This is a genomic window from Pirellulales bacterium (genome assembly GCA_035656635.1).
GTDB lineage: Bacteria > Planctomycetota > Planctomycetia > Pirellulales > JADZDJ01 > DATJYL01.
On sequence record DASRSD010000145.1, the window covers coordinates 120,396 to 138,670 of the forward strand.

At 54.6% G+C, this 18,275-nt stretch carries 16 protein-coding genes and 1 tRNA gene; 8 read left to right on the plus strand and 9 right to left on the minus strand.

Features of this window, described 5'->3' with window-relative positions:
- The first annotated feature begins 52 nt into the window (after positions 1-52).
- The 4 genes from VFE46_14125 to VFE46_14140 all read left to right on the plus strand — a co-directional run bounded on the left by VFE46_14125 (position 53) and on the right by VFE46_14140 (position 3,681).
- On the plus strand, positions 53-1,084 hold the full coding sequence (locus tag VFE46_14125) for a hypothetical protein (GenBank protein HZZ29131.1): 1,032 nt from the start codon (positions 53-55) through the stop codon (positions 1,082-1,084).
- Positions 1,085-1,382: 298 nt separating this feature from the next.
- Positions 1,383-2,522 (plus strand): formylglycine-generating enzyme family protein, encoded by a 1,140-nt coding sequence (locus VFE46_14130; protein HZZ29132.1) that lies wholly within the window; start codon positions 1,383-1,385, stop codon positions 2,520-2,522.
- Between the two features lie 198 nt (positions 2,523-2,720).
- Complete coding sequence (locus tag VFE46_14135; protein HZZ29133.1) at positions 2,721-3,194, plus strand: prepilin-type N-terminal cleavage/methylation domain-containing protein; 474 nt, start codon at positions 2,721-2,723, stop codon at positions 3,192-3,194.
- A 205-nt stretch (positions 3,195-3,399) separates the two neighbouring features.
- Positions 3,400-3,681: an IS4 family transposase gene (locus tag VFE46_14140; GenBank protein ID HZZ29134.1), complete on the plus strand. Its 282-nt coding sequence runs from the start codon at positions 3,400-3,402 to the stop codon at positions 3,679-3,681.
- Positions 3,682-3,848: 167 nt separating this feature from the next.
- On the opposite strand, the gene VFE46_14145 is transcribed toward VFE46_14140, so the two are convergent.
- From VFE46_14145 to VFE46_14160, 4 genes are all read right to left on the minus strand, one after another.
- Positions 3,849-3,923: transfer RNA gene (locus VFE46_14145), tRNA-Pro, on the minus strand.
- A gap of 99 nt (positions 3,924-4,022) precedes the next feature.
- Positions 4,023-5,330, minus strand: coding sequence for a lactate racemase domain-containing protein (locus VFE46_14150; protein HZZ29135.1), 1,308 nt, complete (start codon positions 5,328-5,330; stop codon positions 4,023-4,025).
- Positions 5,331-5,386: 56 nt separating this feature from the next.
- Positions 5,387-6,004, minus strand: coding sequence for an HAD-IA family hydrolase (locus VFE46_14155; protein ID HZZ29136.1), 618 nt, complete (start codon positions 6,002-6,004; stop codon positions 5,387-5,389).
- Positions 6,005-6,155: 151 nt separating this feature from the next.
- Positions 6,156-6,320 carry a DUF1328 domain-containing protein gene (locus VFE46_14160; GenBank protein HZZ29137.1) on the minus strand — a complete coding sequence of 55 codons (165 nt, stop codon included), beginning with the start codon at positions 6,318-6,320 and terminating at the stop codon, positions 6,156-6,158.
- A gap of 457 nt (positions 6,321-6,777) precedes the next feature.
- Between VFE46_14160 and VFE46_14165 the strand changes: the two genes are divergently transcribed.
- Genes VFE46_14165 through VFE46_14175 form a run of 3 tightly spaced genes read left to right on the plus strand, consistent with a single transcriptional unit; the run spans position 6,778 to position 10,728 of the window.
- The gene (locus VFE46_14165) at positions 6,778-7,416 is read left to right on the plus strand and encodes a 2Fe-2S iron-sulfur cluster-binding protein (GenBank protein ID HZZ29138.1); all 639 of its coding nucleotides are present in this window, start codon (positions 6,778-6,780) and stop codon (positions 7,414-7,416) included.
- A gap of 44 nt (positions 7,417-7,460) precedes the next feature.
- A complete protein-coding gene (locus VFE46_14170; protein HZZ29139.1) occupies positions 7,461-8,459 on the plus strand; it encodes a xanthine dehydrogenase family protein subunit M in 999 nt (332 codons plus the stop codon).
- 10 nt (positions 8,460-8,469) lie between these two features.
- Positions 8,470-10,728: a xanthine dehydrogenase family protein molybdopterin-binding subunit gene (locus tag VFE46_14175; protein ID HZZ29140.1), complete on the plus strand. Its 2,259-nt coding sequence runs from the start codon at positions 8,470-8,472 to the stop codon at positions 10,726-10,728.
- 782 nt (positions 10,729-11,510) lie between these two features.
- Here the strand turns inward: VFE46_14175 and VFE46_14180 are convergent.
- Positions 11,511-11,828 carry a hypothetical protein gene (locus VFE46_14180; GenBank protein HZZ29141.1) on the minus strand — a complete coding sequence of 106 codons (318 nt, stop codon included), beginning with the start codon at positions 11,826-11,828 and terminating at the stop codon, positions 11,511-11,513.
- 73 nt (positions 11,829-11,901) lie between these two features.
- Here VFE46_14180 and VFE46_14185 point away from each other — a divergent pair, with 73 nt between their 5' ends.
- Positions 11,902-12,249 carry a hypothetical protein gene (locus VFE46_14185; GenBank protein HZZ29142.1) on the plus strand — a complete coding sequence of 116 codons (348 nt, stop codon included), beginning with the start codon at positions 11,902-11,904 and terminating at the stop codon, positions 12,247-12,249.
- Between the two features lie 33 nt (positions 12,250-12,282).
- On the opposite strand, the gene VFE46_14190 is transcribed toward VFE46_14185, so the two are convergent.
- From VFE46_14190 to VFE46_14205, 4 genes are all read right to left on the minus strand, one after another.
- Positions 12,283-14,895 carry a polynucleotide kinase-phosphatase gene (locus VFE46_14190; GenBank protein ID HZZ29143.1) on the minus strand — a complete coding sequence of 871 codons (2,613 nt, stop codon included), beginning with the start codon at positions 14,893-14,895 and terminating at the stop codon, positions 12,283-12,285.
- 16 nt (positions 14,896-14,911) lie between these two features.
- The gene (locus VFE46_14195) at positions 14,912-15,673 is read right to left on the minus strand and encodes a nucleotidyltransferase domain-containing protein (protein HZZ29144.1); all 762 of its coding nucleotides are present in this window, start codon (positions 15,671-15,673) and stop codon (positions 14,912-14,914) included.
- A complete protein-coding gene (locus VFE46_14200; protein ID HZZ29145.1) occupies positions 15,670-16,566 on the minus strand; it encodes a nucleotidyltransferase domain-containing protein in 897 nt (298 codons plus the stop codon). Before VFE46_14200 ends, VFE46_14195 begins: the two co-directional genes overlap by 4 nt.
- A gap of 67 nt (positions 16,567-16,633) precedes the next feature.
- On the minus strand, positions 16,634-18,034 hold the full coding sequence (locus VFE46_14205; GenBank protein ID HZZ29146.1) for a 3' terminal RNA ribose 2'-O-methyltransferase Hen1: 1,401 nt from the start codon (positions 18,032-18,034) through the stop codon (positions 16,634-16,636).
- Positions 18,035-18,275 lie beyond the last annotated feature (241 nt).

Below are 18,275 nucleotides of genomic sequence, written 5' to 3' on the forward strand. Positions count from 1 at the left end.
CGCAGTATTTGAAAAGTGGCGAAATTTTTCCCGGCAAGAAGGAGAGCTGTCGATGTGCAGCGTCGCAGGCAGAGCAATCGTTGGTGGTTTGGCACTTGCGCTGCTCATTGCAGGAATGGCGAGCGCACAAGTGCATACGCCGCCAGATACGTTACCGCCGCCGCCAACTCAACAGTTTTCAGCGGTTAGCTTAGCCAATGGATACGATTACGGCGCAGCCGCGCCACAAGATCCTCGCCGCCAAACGACGGCTTTTCGATCTTCCGACGACGATGACGCTCCGGCCGTGACCGCGCTCAATGATTCAGATTCTTCTTCGCAGGGTACCGCAGCCAGTTGGTTCAATCGCTCAACGATCAAATTGAAATCGGTTGTTCAATCGATGACAAGATCGAGCAGCCCACAAACGCCGAACACGTCGCAAAATCCTCTGCCGCCGTCACAATACGGCCTCGGTTCGCCGCCGGGAGGCTATTCGATTCCCGGCAATCTAGCTCCGCCCATGGGCGCGCCTGCAACAAGTTGCGGTTCCCCGTGTGAACAGGCGATTCCTTATGTGCCATACTCGGCCGCTCAAGCACCATTTGCGGCGGCATTTTTCCCGTGTCCTTACTATCCACCCTGCTATAGCTATTCCGGGCAATTGTGTGCCACCTCGCCGTGCTTGTGCCCGCCGCCATGCAATCAACCCGCGTGTGGCCAGCCGCCGTGCAATCAAGCGATGGGCGGGCAGATGCTCCCCGGCCAGCCAGCAAATGGACAGCAACCGCCCACCGGCCAACCCACCAATGGCCCAACTTCCGGCGCGCCGGCAGCTTCCAATAGCGCAAACTTTAGCCAAGCAACCGCTAATACGATGCAACCCTATGGTGGCAGCGGTCCGTTGTCATTCGCCGATCACAACGGAGAACGGCAGGAAAACCAGTTGTGGGTTCCCTTCTATCGCTTTGCGGCGGCGGATAATTCCGGCGGGTTCGTCGGTGGGCCTGTGGATTATTTCTTCGGCAGCGACATGTTTTTCACAATGGCCGCCCGCTTGGATGGCCCATCCAATGGCAATATGCCGATCATGCGAGCTTTCTAGTAAATTTTTACGAAATTACCGTGGGGCTAAATTACAAGCCTAACGGCAGCTTGGCGATTCGGCCCGAAATTCGCTGGGATTGGTACGACGGCGAGCAAAATTAAAGCGTTACCAATCCGCCCGTTACCAGTCCGTATAACGCCGGCACAGCGAACAACCAATTCACTTTCGGCGTGGATTTAGTCTCTCCGTGGTAAGCCGCTTCTGGTCAGGGCCCCTCTCGCCGCGAATTGTGTATCACCTGGCTACAGATTACAAAGGAGTAATCTGTCCGCGCGCTTGCGTAGGTGATTTGCACATGAAATCCAGCTGGCCAAATCGTACCGATGCAAGTCGTGCGGCGAGCGTTCAAGCCAACTACAAACAACGCTCCAACGGCTCGATGATTTTTCGCGCGCTAATTCTTGCAGCGCTGGCGGGCGGGGCATTCTTTGTTAGTTATCGCCTCACGAAATTGCATTTTCAAAACTCCGCCGGTAAACCGCCGCAGGGAATGGTGTGGATTCCAGGCGGCCAGTTCACAATGGGTACGGATTCCGTCTTGGGGTGGTCCGAAGAAAAGCCGCCGCATCCGGTGCGTGTCGACGGTTTTTGGATGGATGCCACGGATGTAATGAATGCTGATTTCGCCAAGTTTGTGGAGGAAACCGGTTACAAAACCACGGCGGAGCGCGCACCCACGGCAGACGAAATCCTGCGCCAAATGCCGCCGGGCACCCCGGCGCCCGATCCCAGAGACTTAGTGCCCGGTTCGCTGGTTTTTGTTCAAACGCCGGGACCGGTACCGCTGAATAACGTAGCAAATTGGTGGAAGTGGGTTCCCGGCGCCGATTGGCGTCATCCTGAAGGACCCAATAGTAACATCGTCGGCCGCGAAAATCATCCGGTGGTTCACGTTTCCTGGGATGACGCCGTGGCCTATGCCAAGTGGAGCGGGAAGCGTTTACCGACCGAAGCGGAATGGGAATTTGCAGCCCGCGGCGGACTGGAAAACAAAGAATATGTGTGGGGTGATGCGACCCCTGAAGTAAAGCATCCGCTGGCCAATACCTGGCAAGGGGAGTTTCCGTACCACAACACGAAAGACGACGGATACGAGCGCACCTCGCCGGTGAAATCTTTCCCGCCCAACAGTTATGGGCTGTACGACATGGCCGGAAATGTGTGGCAATGGTGCGCCGACTGGTACGATGTGGCCTTCTATCCGCGCTGCCAGCGGGAAGGCCTGATCGTTAACCCCGCAGGTCCGCAAACCGGTTTCAATCCGGCCGCATTTTCAACGATGCAGCGCGTGCAGCGCGGCGGTTCGTTCTTGTGCAGCGACGATTACTGCTTGCGTTACCGCCCCAGCGCGCGGCAGGGAAGCACGCCCGACACCAGCATGTCGCATGTTGGCTTTCGCTGCGTAATGTCGTCCAATGCCGGGCAGCAGAATTAGTCTTTCCTGCCGCGGATGAAATCAATTGGCCCCGATCAGCCTTTGCCGGTTGTGCCGAGGTTTGACAAAGTATCGTTTATGACGTAGGCATTCCATGGTTCGTTTTCCCAGGATTCGTCTTCTCTGGGTTCATTTTCTCTGGGCGACCCGCGCCTTTTGATTGGAATGCGGCGGAAACATCAGCGGCTCAGGCTTCCCATGCTGCGAAACACCTTCTCGTTGCGCGGCCGGCAGGGATTCACGCTGATTGAAGTCATGATTGTCGTCGTCATCCTCGCGGTGCTGGCGGCGATTTTGATTCCTAATTTCTTTAACATCACCGACGACGCAAAGGCCAGCAGCTTGAAGCACAACTTGTACACGCTGCGCGCACAAATTGAAATGTACAAGCTTTCGCACAATGGCGCGGTTCCCGCGCTGCAAAATGGCGCCCTGGCACAATTGATATCGGCAACCAACGCCAATGGGGACGTCGGCCTCTCAGGTCCAAACTATCCCTTCGGGCCATATCTTTCCGGCGGCGTTTTTCCGGTGAATCCCTACGACGGCAAAAACACGATCACGGCAATCGGTGCTTTTCCGCCCGCCGCATCCACGACCGATGGCGGCTGGTTTTATTGCCAAGCCGCCGGCGCAATCGCCGCCAACACAGACGGCCATTTAGCGGATTGAGTGCCTCGATTCAGGCCTTCTTTTATGCAGTTATTGAACTAGCGTGGCATCGTGGCAAGCGGCCATTGAACTTTTCCAGGCCGGCATCCAGTAGAATGTTCGTCGTGGTACGAATACAGTAGTCAGTGGATTGTCAAACCAATCGCTGCAATTGACCGGGCCGTTATTATGATTTTTCAGGCATTACATTCCTTGGCGCTGGCGCGTGTTTTGGCTCACGATGGTCAACCGCACCAACCCTCGCACAGCGGCCACTTCGGTCTTTACCAATCGCGAACTCACGATTCTCAATCACCTCGCGGGAGATGCCAGACAGTCGGCGAAGACCTCGATTGCCCATTACCTGAACATCGTCGCTAAGCTGGGAGGCTACCTCGCTCGTAAGGCCGATGGCCCACCAGGCAATCTTGTTCTCTGGCGTGGACTCTCGCGGCTAACGGATATTCACCTGGGCGTGAAAATCGGAGAACAACCTGTGGATAATTGAAAGCTTTCTCAAACGCTTACGGAGAAATGGCTTACCGCCGACTACACAGCAAAGCGTCGTATCCTAGAAATCGTTTGTTTGAACTTTCGCCTCGACGACGCAACTCTTGTCCCCACAATAAGAAAGCCCTTCGACGTGCTCTTCGAAGGGCATTTTGTCCAGTCAAGTCGGGGCGAGAGGATTTGAACCTCCGACCTCTTGGTCCCGAACCAAGCGCTCTAACCAGGCTGAGCCACGCCCCGAATCGGCGAGCAACTGATTCTAACCAACCCCACCGTGCGGTCAACGCCAGGAATGGCTCGCGGCACGCCAGTTCCCCGCAATTCAGGGCCGAAATACATCTATTCCACAAAGCCGCTGGCGCGCTGATGCAGTTTTTCACGCGTGGCCCATAATCCTGCTGATGGCGTCGGAATGAAATAGAACTGTTCCCCATCGGCGGTCGTGTTCCAACCTTGCTTGCAATGGTCTGGACGATATCGAGCGATGGTCGCCTCGATATCTGCATAGCGAAAATTCACGCCTTCAATTTCCGATTGCGTCAGATGGCCGGGTGCGTACGTAATGGTGAAACGGCCTTCGCTGGAGCCGTGAATTAAATGCGCGGTGGCATGGGCCAAATCTTGCATGTCGGCGTTTTGTCGATACAGCTCCATCACGCGCGGCGTGCCCACGTAACCATATTTGCGAATGAACGCATCCACCTCCGGCTGCTCGCCGAAGCGCTTTAAGCCGGGGGCAATGACAACCAATTCACCGCTGTCTGCCAGTGCCATGCGAGTGCGATAGACCGATTTGTTCGCCACCCAGGTGCTAAAGAATTCATCCCCCTGCATGACGCATACAATTTTTGGCACCGGTTTTTCAAACACCGTAATGTTTTGTTCGCGCGATTGGCGGGCGGCGTCCAAATACGTTTCCAAATCGTCACCCACGTATAGTCCGGTATGCACCAATTGGTCGCTGGAGTTGCGTGCCAACACCACCTGCACGTAAAAATCGGGTAATTTGCCGAGGAACTCTTCTTCCGCCCGATTGAAGCAGGCGCGCACCGGCGTAACCAGATTCCCCAAATTATTCTCGATGCCGCAGCAGGCGGCCGCCATGTGCGAGGCGCAAATTAAATCTTTCCCGCCCAAGCCGATGAAATAATTTTTGTTGTGATTGGCAAAGCCCAATACTTCGTGCGGCACGATGTGGCCAATGTTGATGATCCAATCCCAAGGGCCTTCCATCAGCATTTGATTCAGCACAATGGGCAACGGCCAATCGGCGGCGCCTTGCGTGGTTTCGTCGACAAAGCGGCCGGAAATTTGACCCACCTGCGTGCAGCCCTTTCGCCAATCGTGGGCATGAATCTTCTCATTCGGAATCGAACCGAACATTTGTAGATTTTCGGCCGGAGTGTGCGGCACATGCTGGCCCAACGTGGGAATGACGTGAACTTCTGCTTCGTCTTTCAGCAGGTTGTAAAAAATTTCCGTCAATCTGCCGGCGCCGGAATGCATTCGCGTAATATCCGGCGGCAGCAGCAGCACCCGCTTGGGCTTGGCGTTCAAACGGCGACGGGCTTCCGCCACAGCCTGCTGCATCAGCGCGTATAGCCGCTGCCAAGAAATTTCCTCGGCGCGTTCGGTAAACCAGGGCATAAGTTTGAAAAGGCCGTTAAAGTTTTGCGAAACAGGCTGCTCGCTTTGGCCGGCGATTACAGGACCAATCCCAACTCGGCCAGTCGCGCCTTCGTAGAATCATAGGCGCTGTGTTGAATGCCGACGATTCCCATTTTGGAGGCCACTTCCACCAACATGGCCCGGTCGTCAATGTATGCCACTTGTTGCGGCTCGAGCATGGCCACATCCAACGCCAGTTGATAGATGTCGTTATCTGGCTTGCGCAAGTGCACGAAGCTGGACACAATGAAAAAATCGACAAACGACTTCAGGCCGAAACGCTGAACTCGATCGAACGTCAATTCCCGTCCCTCATTGCTGACCACGGCTATTTTCAGGCCATGCTTGGCCTTCAGCCGCTTGAACATTTCAATCATTTCGGGAAACGGCTGAGTAAAATCGGACACAAATTTTTTGAAATCGGCCGGCGTAAAATTCCGCGGCTTGTAAAACACAGTCCGTTCCAAAAATACATCGAAGGAAATTTTTCCTTCTTCATAAGTATCAAATGTCAGGTGATGCCGCGCTTCAAATTCCGGCAAGTCGAGATGAAATCGGTCCGCCAGTGCATGTCGTACCTTGCTGTCCCAACCGTTGGTCAGCAGCACGCCTCCCACGTCGAGAAATAACGCTTGAATCACAGTGGACGGCACGGCAGTTTCTCCCCGGGCGAAAGAGGCCACTTCGCACAAAGCTCAACTCAACGAAGCACCCCACGCAAACTTGAAGCGGGGGGCACGCAAGCGGCAATCGTAGCAAACCGTTGCGGGAATCGCTAGGCAGCATGATCGGACCGCGCCTACTTTACACAACAGGCCTCCGACCGGCGATCAATGAGATTACGAAGACAATTAAGAAAATAAAGAACAGCACCTTGGCAATGTACATTGCCGTGCCTTCCAGTTGAAAAAATCCCAGCGCGCCGGCAATGAGCGCAATCAGCAAAAAGATGAGTGTCCAGCGAAGCATGGCATCCCCCTCGGCAAGAAAAATGCTCGCCGGCGCGCCCACAGGTCGAGAGTTCCAAACTAAGGGCACAGCACGGCGAGCAAGTTCAAATTTATAAATCAGGAAAACGACAACGCAATCTACAATGAGGCCAAATCAATATTGCCCGCCGCGCCTCTGTCAGTCGCGACCACGACCCGCGCAAGCCCACTGGACCGCGCAACGGCGGGCGCGGGCATTTTAACCCTTTCTGGCCAAGTGTGCAAACTTTTGCGGAGGCAAATAACAGCACAATTCGCAGCCAGACCGAACTATTTGACCTCTTGGACAGCACTCGGCAGGCATTTATCGTGCCGTCGCCATCAACTAACGCTGCACCAATTATTGCCCGCGCCAATGGCCAATCTCGACAGTTTTCAACAGAACGTCAACCGCTATAATTCGGGTCGGCAGGCGGACCCACAAAAGCGGAGGCGATATGAAAGAAGATCCGTCTTCGAGCACGTCCAATCCAACACGGCGAACGTTTATGAAAACGACAGGAGGTACGGCTGCGGCGGCGATTCTTGGCCAAACTGCCATAGCGCATTTAGTCGAAGCTGCAGATTTAGGCTCCGCCCCGGCGCAACAATCGGACCAACTTGCAATCGAAGGCGCGGTGCCGATCTCGCTCCGCATCAATGGTAAATCGTATTCATTGCAAATCGACCCGCGAACTACACTTTTGGATTGCATTCGCGAAACCGTCGCGCTGACGGGGACCAAAAAAGGCTGCGATCACGGCCAGTGCGGCGCTTGCACCGTTCATGTGAATGGCCGCCGTGTGAATTCTTGCCTTAGCCTGGCATTACTGCACGATGGCAACGATATAACGACGATCGAAGGCCTGGGAACTCCTGACGCCATGCATCCGATGCAGGCGGCGTTTGTCGAGTGCGATGGTTACCAATGCGGCTACTGTACTTCGGGGCAAATTATGTCGGCCGTGGCGCTGCTGAAGGAACCGTGCGGCGACGATGACACAGCGGTGAAGGAACTGATGAGCGGCAACATCTGCCGCTGCGGCGCGTATGCCAACATCGTGGCGGCTATCCAACAAGTTCGCCAGCACGCTTAGCTAGGGGCCGTCTGACCATAAGGTTACGCATTGGAGTTGATCGCATGAAGACATTCCAGTTCACACGGCCTGCCGATGCAGCAACCGCTATTGCCACGGCAGCCAAAGCAAGGACCGCACAACAAGACGCCGAGGTGCGTTTCATTGCCGGGGGCACGACGCTGGTCGATTTGATGAAACTTAACGTCGAAACGCCGGCGCAAGTGGTCGATATCAATCGTCTGCCCTTGGATAAAATCGAAACGCTGCCGGCTGGCGGGCTGAAAATCGGCGCCACGGTTCGCAATTCCGATTTGGCAAACGACGCCATGGTGAAGCGCGATTATTCGGTGTTGTCGCAAGCCATTTTGGCCGGTGCTTCAGCCCAGTTGCGAAATATGGCCACGACCGCTGGAAACTTGCTGCAACGGACTCGCTGTGTGTACTTTCGCGATCCGGCCATGCCATGCAATAAGCGAGTGCCCGGCAGCGGCTGCCCGGCCATTACCGGCCATAACCGTATGCTGGCGGTGCTAGGAACAAGCGAGCATTGCATCGCTACCAATCCATCCGATATGTGCGTGGCCATGGCGGCGCTTGAGGCGATCGTTCACATGCAGGGGCCGCAAGGCGCGCGGGCAATTCCGTTTGCCGATTTTCATTTGCTCCCCGGCGAAACGCCGCACCGCGAAACGGTGCTGGAACCCGGCGATTTAATTACGCATGTTGAATTGCCGCCCAGATCTAGCAGCAAACAGCACTATTTGAAGCTGCGCGACCGAGCATCGTATGAATTCGCACTGGCCTCCGCAGCGATTGTTCTCGAAATCGCGGATGGCAAGGTCGGCTGGGTGCGGATTGCGCTGGGGGGCGTGGGAACCAAACCGTGGCGCTCGCCGGAAGCGGAAGCCGCGCTCATAGGTCAATCGGCCACCAGTGACAACTTTCGCAAGGCCGCGGAAGCGGCCCTAAAAAATGCAAGACCGCAAAGCGAAAACAAGTTCAAAATTGAGCTGGCCAAGCGCTGCTTGATCCATGCGATTCAAACCGCGGCGAACAGCTAAGGATTTGCGTATGCCCACGATTCAAGAGAATACAACGTCCCCCATTGGCAAGCGCACCCCGCGTGTCGACGGCCCGCTAAAAGTCACCGGTCAGGCCAAATACACGGCCGACTTCCACTTCCTCGGCTTGGTCTACGCCGTGCCGGTCGAGGCGACCATCGGCAATGGCCGCATTGTCAAGCTCAACGCATCGAAAGCGGAAAAAATGCCCGGCGTGCAAGCGGTTTTTCATCGTGAGAATATTGGAAAGATTTCTCGCGCTGTCTTGGGTAAAGGCTTCGATGGCATTTCCGACGAACGCCGGCCGCCATTTGAAGACGATGTCGTACGGTACTACGGTCAATATGTGGCGCTGGCCGTGGGCAGCACGTTTGAAACCGCCAAAGCGGCTGCTGACGCGGTGCATGTTGAATATGCCCAAGAGCAGCCCAACGTCGAGCTGCATTTGCAGGAAGACGACGAGCCGGACACGGTATCCACCACCTTCAGCATGCGTAAACGGTTGCAAAGTGAACGCGGCGACCCCGACACGGCATTCAAAATGGCGTCAGTCAAGCTCGACGAAACCTACGTCACGCCGGCCGAAACGCACAATCCATTGGAGTTGCACTCGACTACAGCAATTTGGAACGGAAATATGCTGACGATTTACGAATCGTCGCAAGGCGTTTGCAATTTGCAGAGCGTACTTGCTCAAATGTTCGGCCTGCCTACGGAAAATGTTCGCGTGATTACCAAGTTTGTCGGCTCCGGTTTCGGCAGCAAACTTTTTCCCTGGACGCATTGTGCCCTAGCGGCGGCCGCCGCGCGGCAACTGGGCAAGCCGGTGAAGCTGGTTGTCAGCCGCAAGATGATGTTTCAAACCGTCGGCCACCGGCCACGAACGCAGCAGCGAGTTCGGCTGGGCGCCACCAACGATGGAAAACTTGTATCGTTGCATCACGACTACGTTTATACCCGATCGATGCTCGACATTCATCACGAAGACTGCGGCGAAACCACCGTATTTATGTACAGCGTGCCGAATTTGCGAGTTCGGTTCGGCCGCGCCAAACGCAACATCGGCGCCACGGCCGACATGCGCGGGCCCGGCGCCGTGCCGGGCATGTACGCCGTCGAAGCGGGCATGAATGAACTGGCGCATCGGCTGAAAATCGATCCTGTTAAGATGCGAATTCTGAACGAACCGAAAATCGATGAATCGATGGGCCTGCCGTTTTCGTCGCGCCATTTGCTCGAATGTTACGAGTTGGGCACGGAAAAATTTGGCTGGTCGAAGCGCACTCCGGAAGTCGGCTCGATGCAGCGAGATGGTTTGACGCTCGGCTGGGGCATGGCCGCCTGCGCTTGGATTGCTGCCCGCTTTCCGGCCAAAGCCAGTATCGAACTGCGCGATGACGGCACGGTTCGTGTCGCTTGCGGAACGCAAGACATCGGCACGGGCACCTACACCATTTTGGCCCAACTGGCGGCTGAGAAAACCGGTGTGCCGCTGGAAAAAGTCGAGGCCGTCTTGGGTGATACCTTACTGCCGACCGGTCCACTTTCTGGTGGTTCGATGGTCACCGGCTCGCTGGTGCCAGCGGTCTTTTCGGCAGCCGATCAGGCCATTTCTTCACTGTTGACCATTGCCACGAGTACCCCCGGCTCGCCATTTGAAAATCGCAAAACCAGCGAACTGGTTTTGCGCAACGGAAAAGTCTTTCCAAAAACCGATGCGTCGTCCACAGGCGTTCCCTTTGCCGATGTCCTCAAAAAGGCCAAGGTGCGGCTAGTTTCGGGCAAGGGAAAAGGTGAATCGACGTTCGGGGAAGCGAAACCGAAGTACTCGACACACTCGTTCGGCTGCCATTTTGTTGAAGTCACGTGGCAGCCGGAAATTGCTCGGCTGCGGATCAGCCGCGTGCTGACTGTCATCGACGCCGGAAAAATCATCAATCCGCTAGCTGGGCGAAACCAGGTGGAAGGCGCCGCCGTGATGGGCATTGGCATGGCGCTGTTGGAGCACACTTCGTACGATCCGCAAAACGGCGCGCCGATCAACGCCAGTTTGGCCGACTATATTGTCGCCGTGAACGCCGATGCGCCGCCGATCGAAGTCCATTTTCTCGATTATCCCGATCTGGTAATCAACGAAGTCGGCGCCCGTGGCATCGGCGAAATTGGCTTGGCCGGCATCGCCGCGGCCATTACCGACGCGGTGCATCATGCAACCGGCGTCCGCGTGCGCGAGTTACCCGTGCGAATTGAAGATTTGCTCAGCGGTTGACCGCACCCAATGCGATTCCCAGAACACTCAATAGTTTCATCCCTTCATCAAGCTGGGTAGATCACGCATTCCGGGCGTGAATTCTAGTGCTGTGGCGACTGGGATCAATCGCCGCAATTCCATCAAGCTGGCGATGTATTGGCCCACCACAAAGCCAGCGATATCCTCTCCAGAAACATCCCTGCCAAAAGTGCCCCCTGTCAGAATCGAACTGACAACCTATTGATTAAGAGTCCGGAGGCGAATGAAAATATACCGAGAAAACAAGGAGTTTCCAAGTGCGTTGGACCAAAAGTTGGACCACTGCCATTGGAATCTGCCGAATTGCAACGCATCGTCGCCGCATGGGCGTCACTGCCGAAACCCATCCGCCGTGCGATGCTCGCATTGATTGACGCGGCGGGCAACAGCTAAAGACATGGTATTGCCTGACCGATATGGACCTCCGCACGTCCATAACGGACAAAGGATTTTAAGTTCCCAGCGAAATAAAAAACAGCCGAGAAAACAAGGCTCATCGAAGGGCACTGGTCCAAAAACTGGCCCACAGCCGTTAGAATCTGCATTGGAACGTATCATTGCCGCATGGCCAACAGTGCCCGAACCGATACGTTTGGCAATGATCGCTCTGATTGACGCGGCAATTCAATCACCTTGATTTGGCAACCGACAGACCGCCCATGCTGCAACCTGAATTAAAACGCCCCCTGCCAGAACAGGGGCGGAGCGTCGAGGTGCAGACGACACTCTAATTTTTCGTCGCAGACTTCGCTGGCAGCCGATTAAACGAACGCACGGACGGTAGCGAATTCTTTACGCGCGCCGTGGACACATCCACGGACATACTCGCTATTTGCCGCATAGTGGGCATTATCACCCAGCAGTTTTTCGAGATCGAATGGCCATCCGCCGGTCGGTTCAGGAACCAGATCGCAGTCGGGCGTGTCAGCCAAGAACACCAAATCGTCAAAATCTAAATCGACGGCACATTCACGACCAGCTTGTACGCCCATTTCATACATCATCTTATCGCTTTCGTTTTTTGACTTTCTCAGTCGCTCGATCCAAGCAGTCTTCACCATCTCGATGTCCTTTGTCATTGTCATTTTCCTAGTACGATGTGATTCGATCTGCCCACGATACATATCGAAAACTTAATCAAGAAACTTGGACTTGATTTCTGGAACACGTTTCGATAATCGTGACGCCATGAACCGAAAGCAGCTACAACAACAAATTGCAGAGCAACTATCGAAGACCCCCGAACGCTCTAATCGTTGGATCGCAAAGATGTTGGGCGTCGATCACAAGACGGTCGCAAGAGTGCGCGCCAAAGTACAAGCAACTGGGGATTTTCCCCAGTTGCTTTCAGCAGATGGAAAATATCGTCCGCGCCGCCGCCCACGAAAAGTACAATGGTGGATACCTGTACCTCACTTACGCATAGAAAATAGTAAGACTCTAAGTTCTTTGCTGATGAGTTTGTGTCGCTCTTGCCACGATCAATTGCAATTGAACTGATCTCGCTCGCGCCTGACATTGTTTGATCGAGAACTAGAGCCTCGGATCAACCGGCTCGCTTTCCAGGGCCAAGACGCCGAATACGCATTCATGGACACGGCGGAGCGGTTCACGGCGGACGAACCGTTCGAGAGCCTCGATTCCCAGCGCGAATTCACGGAGTGCAAGCGATCGCTTGGCACCAAGTCCACGGGCGCGGAGACGGGCTAGATTATCAGCAAACGTATACTCTGGCCCGTAAATGATCCGAAGGTATTCCCGGCCTCGACACTTTACGGCAGGTTGAACGAGGCCACGCTTTCCACGAGCGACGAATTCTATCGGCTTGACGACCATCCCTTCTCCGCCGCGATCCGTTAGGTCCTGCCACCACTGTGTGCCAGCGTTTTCGCTTGCAGGATCAATTAGGTCCACGAGTTTATAGGGCGTAGCAAGCAACAATTGTGAATCGGCCTGAGCAAGCTTCGACAGAGCATCCATGTGCCAGACGTGATCCCGATCTGCGTGGACCTTTTCTTCAGTGGCGAGCAAGTGGAACGGTGCCAGTTTCAAATCGTCAAGCGAGTTTACCGCCCAACAGTATTGTCGGTAGGCCGCGACGTATTGTTCGAGGCTCGTATGCCGATCTTTCAACCGTATCAGCACGTCAGTAGCAATCACCCGCTGCTCTCCGCCCAATCGTGCCGCAGCTTGTTCCAATACGGTGGCGGCGGCCGGCAATGAGGCTCGACCAGCGGCACCGACTGCGGCATATTGTGAACGCAGAAGCTCTTGTGCTTTCGCTGACCAAGGCATCAATTCGCAGTCTAAGCAAGCCCAGGTCGTGTCGAATTGGTCCCAGAATCCGGTTGCGGTCATTGCGGATCGCAAGCGATCCAATAACCGGCGTTCAATCTCGCCATCATTGAAAAACCGCCGGCCAGTGCGAGTGTAAACTATTCCGGCTTCGCCCGTCGTAATTCCAAAACGCTCTTTGGCCGCTGTTTCGTCTTGGCAAACGATCACGACGGCACGTGATCCCATGTGCTTCTCTTCGCAGATGACTTTGGGCACACCTTGGCTGCGAAAATACGAAAATGCCTCAGTGGGATGTTCCAACAGCGATTCTTCTTTTGATGTTTCGCATGGTGACATTGTGGGCGGCAAATAGATCAGCCACTTAGGATTGACCGCAAACCGGCTCATCACTTCCAAAGCCGCCGTCGCATTTTCCTCGCGAATGGTCACATTGGAATGCAGCCGAGTAGTGACGATTCGTTTGCCAATGACATCCTCGGCATCCAGCACGTCGTCGTGAAGCTGCTGTGCAGACAGTTGCGGTGCTTGATCTTCGGGTAGAATGAAAGGACGGGCCGGCTGGCAGTAAGTCTGCGCCGCTTTGACCGAAACAAATTCGCGCTCGGGATAACGCAAGGCAGTAAGCTTGCCGCCGAATACACAGCCCGTGTCGATATTCACGGTGCGATTGAGCCATTCCGGTTCTGGCACGGGCGTGTGGCCATATACAACCATCGCGGGCCCACGATACTCCGCTGCCCAGTTGTAGCGGACAGGCAGGCCAAACTCATCGGTTTCGCCAGTGGTTTCACCATACAAGGCAAAATCTCGAACGCGCCGCGATGCTCGCCCTTGCAATTCAGCCTTCATGCCGGCATGGGCAACGACGAGTTTGCCGTCATCAAGAACATAGTGGCTGATGAGACCATCCAAGAATTCCGCCAGTTCGCCACAGAACTTCTCGCGCTGCTCTGCGTCGAATGGCAAAGAGTCGATCTCGGCCAGCGTTTGAGCTAAGCCGTGTGTGATCTGCACCTGTTTGCCCTGCAACTTTTTGAGCAACTTCATGTCGTGATTGCCGGGAATACAAAGTGCGGTGCCAGCCTCGACCATGTTTCGCACTAGGCGAATGGTATCGAGCACTTTTGGACCCCGATCAACCAAATCGCCCAAGAAGATTGCCTTCCGTCCGGCGGGATGTGCATAGACGAATCCACTGGTAAGCGACGGGCCACCCGGCGCAACAGTAGTTGCTTCGTAACCCAACTGGGTCAGCAGTTCCCCCAACTCGTCACAGCAACCGTGAACATCGCCGATAATGTCGAACGAGCCATGTTCGTGGCGCTTGTCTGTCCAAAGTGGGACTCGCTCGATCGTGGTTGTGTCAACTTCCTCGGCTGAACCGAATTCAAAGACGTAGCGAAATCCCTCCCGCTTTAAGTTGCGAACCGAACGCCGCAACTGCGAAAGTTGCATCCGAATGACGTGCGGGCCAAAGGTACGGTCGGGCCGATTGCGATTTCGTTCGTGACATACCTTTTCCGGCAAGTTGAACACAATGGCCACAGGCACCACATGAAATTCACGAGCCAGGGCAAGCAGCGATTTCCGTGCCTCTTGCTGGACGTTAGTAGCATCTACTACGACAAGCCGGCCTAGCGCAAGTCGCTTCGATGCAATTTGATGCAACAGATCGAAAGCTTCGTTGGTTACTGTCTGATCGTTCTCGTTGTCACTGACCATCGCGCGACAGCCGTCCGATGAAAGTACCTCAGTAGGCAAAAAATGCTTGCGCGCAAATGTGCTCTTCCCGGAGCCGCTAGGCCCGATCAGTGCGACGAGACTCAATTTGGGCAGCGAAAGTTGCATTAGATGAATAACCGCACTACTTGCTCAGTTCATGAATGCGCAGCCGCACGAGCAGATCATGCAGTGCAGGTTGACCGCTTGATGTTTCCGGCAGATTACTTGATTCAAAGGCCGATCCAAGCTGCGATTTGAGCCGCTTAAATTCCGCTTCGTGGAACGACAGATCAGCATCGCAAAGTCTGCCCTTCTCAGGGCCTGCCAATTTGCGCTCGATCAACTCTGGCAAGTAAGGCAATCGAGCCGATTCGTTCAATCGGATGAGATTAGCCTCAACCCGCCCACTCTGCATTAAATGAATTCCGGTCAGTAGTACGCGGTAAACATAAAGCAGCGGCTTGACCTTCGGCGGCTGTTCCTTTTGAAACAGCTTCCACTGCGTATCTGCAAAGCCGAGATAGTGATGCGCGTGATGTTTGGTAATGCACTCGGTGCTGATGGCCTTTAACTCCTCGTGTTCCGGGGTTGTTTGCACGACGAGCGGCGACAGTAGTTGTTCCAATACGTAACCGTTCTTTTTGAGCATCAAGCCAAAGAACTTTTTGGCATCGTGCGTGACCAGATCGACTTCGATGCCGTCATATACGCCTGACTTTTCGATGGTTTCCCGTGTCGGTTTTAAGCCGACCACTTCTTCCGTTGGCAACAGGTGAATACCACGCAGGTCGTAATCGGAATCCGGCGAGGGAAAACCGTATAGGTGCGCGCCGCTGATCGTGGCAAATAAAAGCGGATACGGATGTTCTTGCACCTGCTTGTGCAGGCGCGGGTCAATGTTCATTTCAGCGATTCCGATATTGCCGCTCGTCTAGCCGCGATTAAAAACTCGTTTGCATGCTCGTAGTCGGGTCGTTCCGGTAGCTCGGTCCTATCAAATGCAGCCGCAAATTCAGCGTGGAGAGCCAATCTCCACTGCTCAGTTTCTTCCCACGGAACCACGCCACTCCTTATCGCCAAAAGCCGATCTCGATGCTCGTCTACCCGAACCGGAACGTAACGCTCTCGCAGGATCGTAATCCCCGAAATTAAAAGTCGGATCAGGTGCATGACATGCTTCCACTTCACTTGGCCCTGATTACGGATGTCGGTCTGCATCTTCTTAAATTGCGACATCACATAGCCGTTGTACGTTTGGTAAACCAGCCGTGACAAAAACAGCGACCGCATTTGCAGGAGTTCGTCGGCCAGAGCTGTTTTGTATTCGACCAATGGAGAATAGAGACATTCCAGAACATTCGGGTTCGATTTCAGTGCCAGAATCAGAAATCTTTGTAGTTCCCAATATGCTTCCTGCGTTTCGTGATTTTCAAGTTGCTCAGGCACCCCATAAAGCGACCAATGCAATTCAGCCGGCGGCAGATAGATGCCACGGCGATCAACGTCCGACTCTTCTCCGGCTAGTCCGTAAGCTTGAGAACCGATGATGCACCGATAGATGACACGTTGATAAAGATCATTTCGCGATTGGGTGATCGAGCTGTCAGCGATCATTCCTTCCTTGTATTTTGCCAGTGAGACGATTTCGCCGTGCTTTAGTGACGCCTCGACACCATCGGGAAATCGGACGCGATACGAATGGTTTTTGTCCGAGGGCGACCGCACCACGACGCCCGTGGCACCCTTTGGTTCCAGAATGCGACCTTCAATGCTCGTGATTTCCGCCAGGGCAACCACTTGAGTGCCTGTGGAAAAAATCAGATCGGGATGATGATGCACTCGGTCGGTCATAGGTCCGATTGTCTCATTCATTTCTATGGAAAACTGCCATCTGCGTTGGTGAGCCGACCAATTCATCCACTGGTCCAACGGGAAGGAATTTAGCTTCGTACCCGAATCGGCCAGCAATTCCAGTGGCCCACGACTGAAACTCTTCACGGTTCCATTCAAAGCGATGATCGGGATGCCGGAAGCGGACCGCCGGCAACGATTCCCACTTAACATTGAATTCACGATTTGGAGTTGTTATCACGACGGTCGTCGGTTTGGCGAACTCGAACAGCACTCGCTCAAAAGCCGCCAATCGTGGCGGGTCGAGATGTTCGATGACTTCAACGACCGCCGCCGCATCGAAGCCGGCCAGCCGCTTGTCACGATACATGAGCGATCCGTGCATCAATTTGATTCGCTGAGCTTGCATCGGCGGCAACCGATCTAGCCGCAGCCGATCCTTGGCCAACTCAAGCGAGCGAAAGGATACATCCATCCCGACGATTTCCTCGAATTGACGATCTTTAAGTAATTCCCGAATCAGTTTTCCTTCACCGCAGCCAAGATCAAGCACACGCTTGGCACCGGCACCACGCAGAGCGGCCAACACTGCGCCAAGTCGTTGATCGTTGAGGCTTATCGGCTGTTCCAGCGCTTCCTCAGCTTGTCGAGTTGGCGATACCTCGTCTTCGTCACCCACTGATTCCTCATCGATGAGACGTGCCAGTGCTTCCCGATACAAGCTCGGCTGAAATTTCAAATATCGCCGTGCAATTTGCTCCTTGAGCGGATGGTCGGCCAGCCATCCGCGACTTTTGTCGAGAAGTTTTTCCAGTTCGTCGCGGCCAACATAGTAATGTTTGTTGTTATCGAAGACCGGAATCAGCACGTACAAATGCGACAGCAATTCTGCCAGCGTTGTCGTTTTCTGAATCGTCACCGAATAGTAAGGGCTTTCGCCCCAATCGGTAAATTGATCGTCCAATCCATATCGACTGGCCGAAATAGAGTATCCCAACGGCTCGAAGATTTCGTGCAGGAAGCTTTCGCCGCCCCGCACCGGTAACACGTCAAGCCGCGCTTCCAGTGGTATCGGCACTCCGACAAGTTCCGCTCGCTCCTTGCTGCGTCCTTGCAGCGCCGAACCAAATACTTGTGAAATCGCCACGCTCATAAATGAGGATGCGACATACGGTCTGTCGTTCACGTACTGGGCCAGCGCGAAGTTCGGATTGGCTCCCTTGCCACGAACCATGCCAATCGGATCAACGTCCAGCATCAGGCAGGCCGTACACCGATCCTCAGAAACTTCGGGGTAAAAAACGTGGGCTTTGCCGAAACTCAACTCGAATGTCTGATACCGATCCGGGTGCTTATGCAACAAGTAGCCAAGATCATTGGCAGGACGGTGACTAGACGTAATCGACAGCAACATCGTTTGGTGGTCCTAAAATATCCGCATCGAGGTTCAAACGATGACTGTTTAATCGAGCGAGTGGTTCGAGGCAGTAGGTGCCTTTTCTACGCATCGAGCGCGATCTGACTCGTGTACGCTCATTCTGAATCTCGCCAACGCATCTCGCCGTGCGGGAACGCGACAACATCCTGGAATCAAAAACCTGTCGGTGCGTTCGGCTTTCCGTTCGCAAATCCAGCTATTCTAATAACTTGCGACG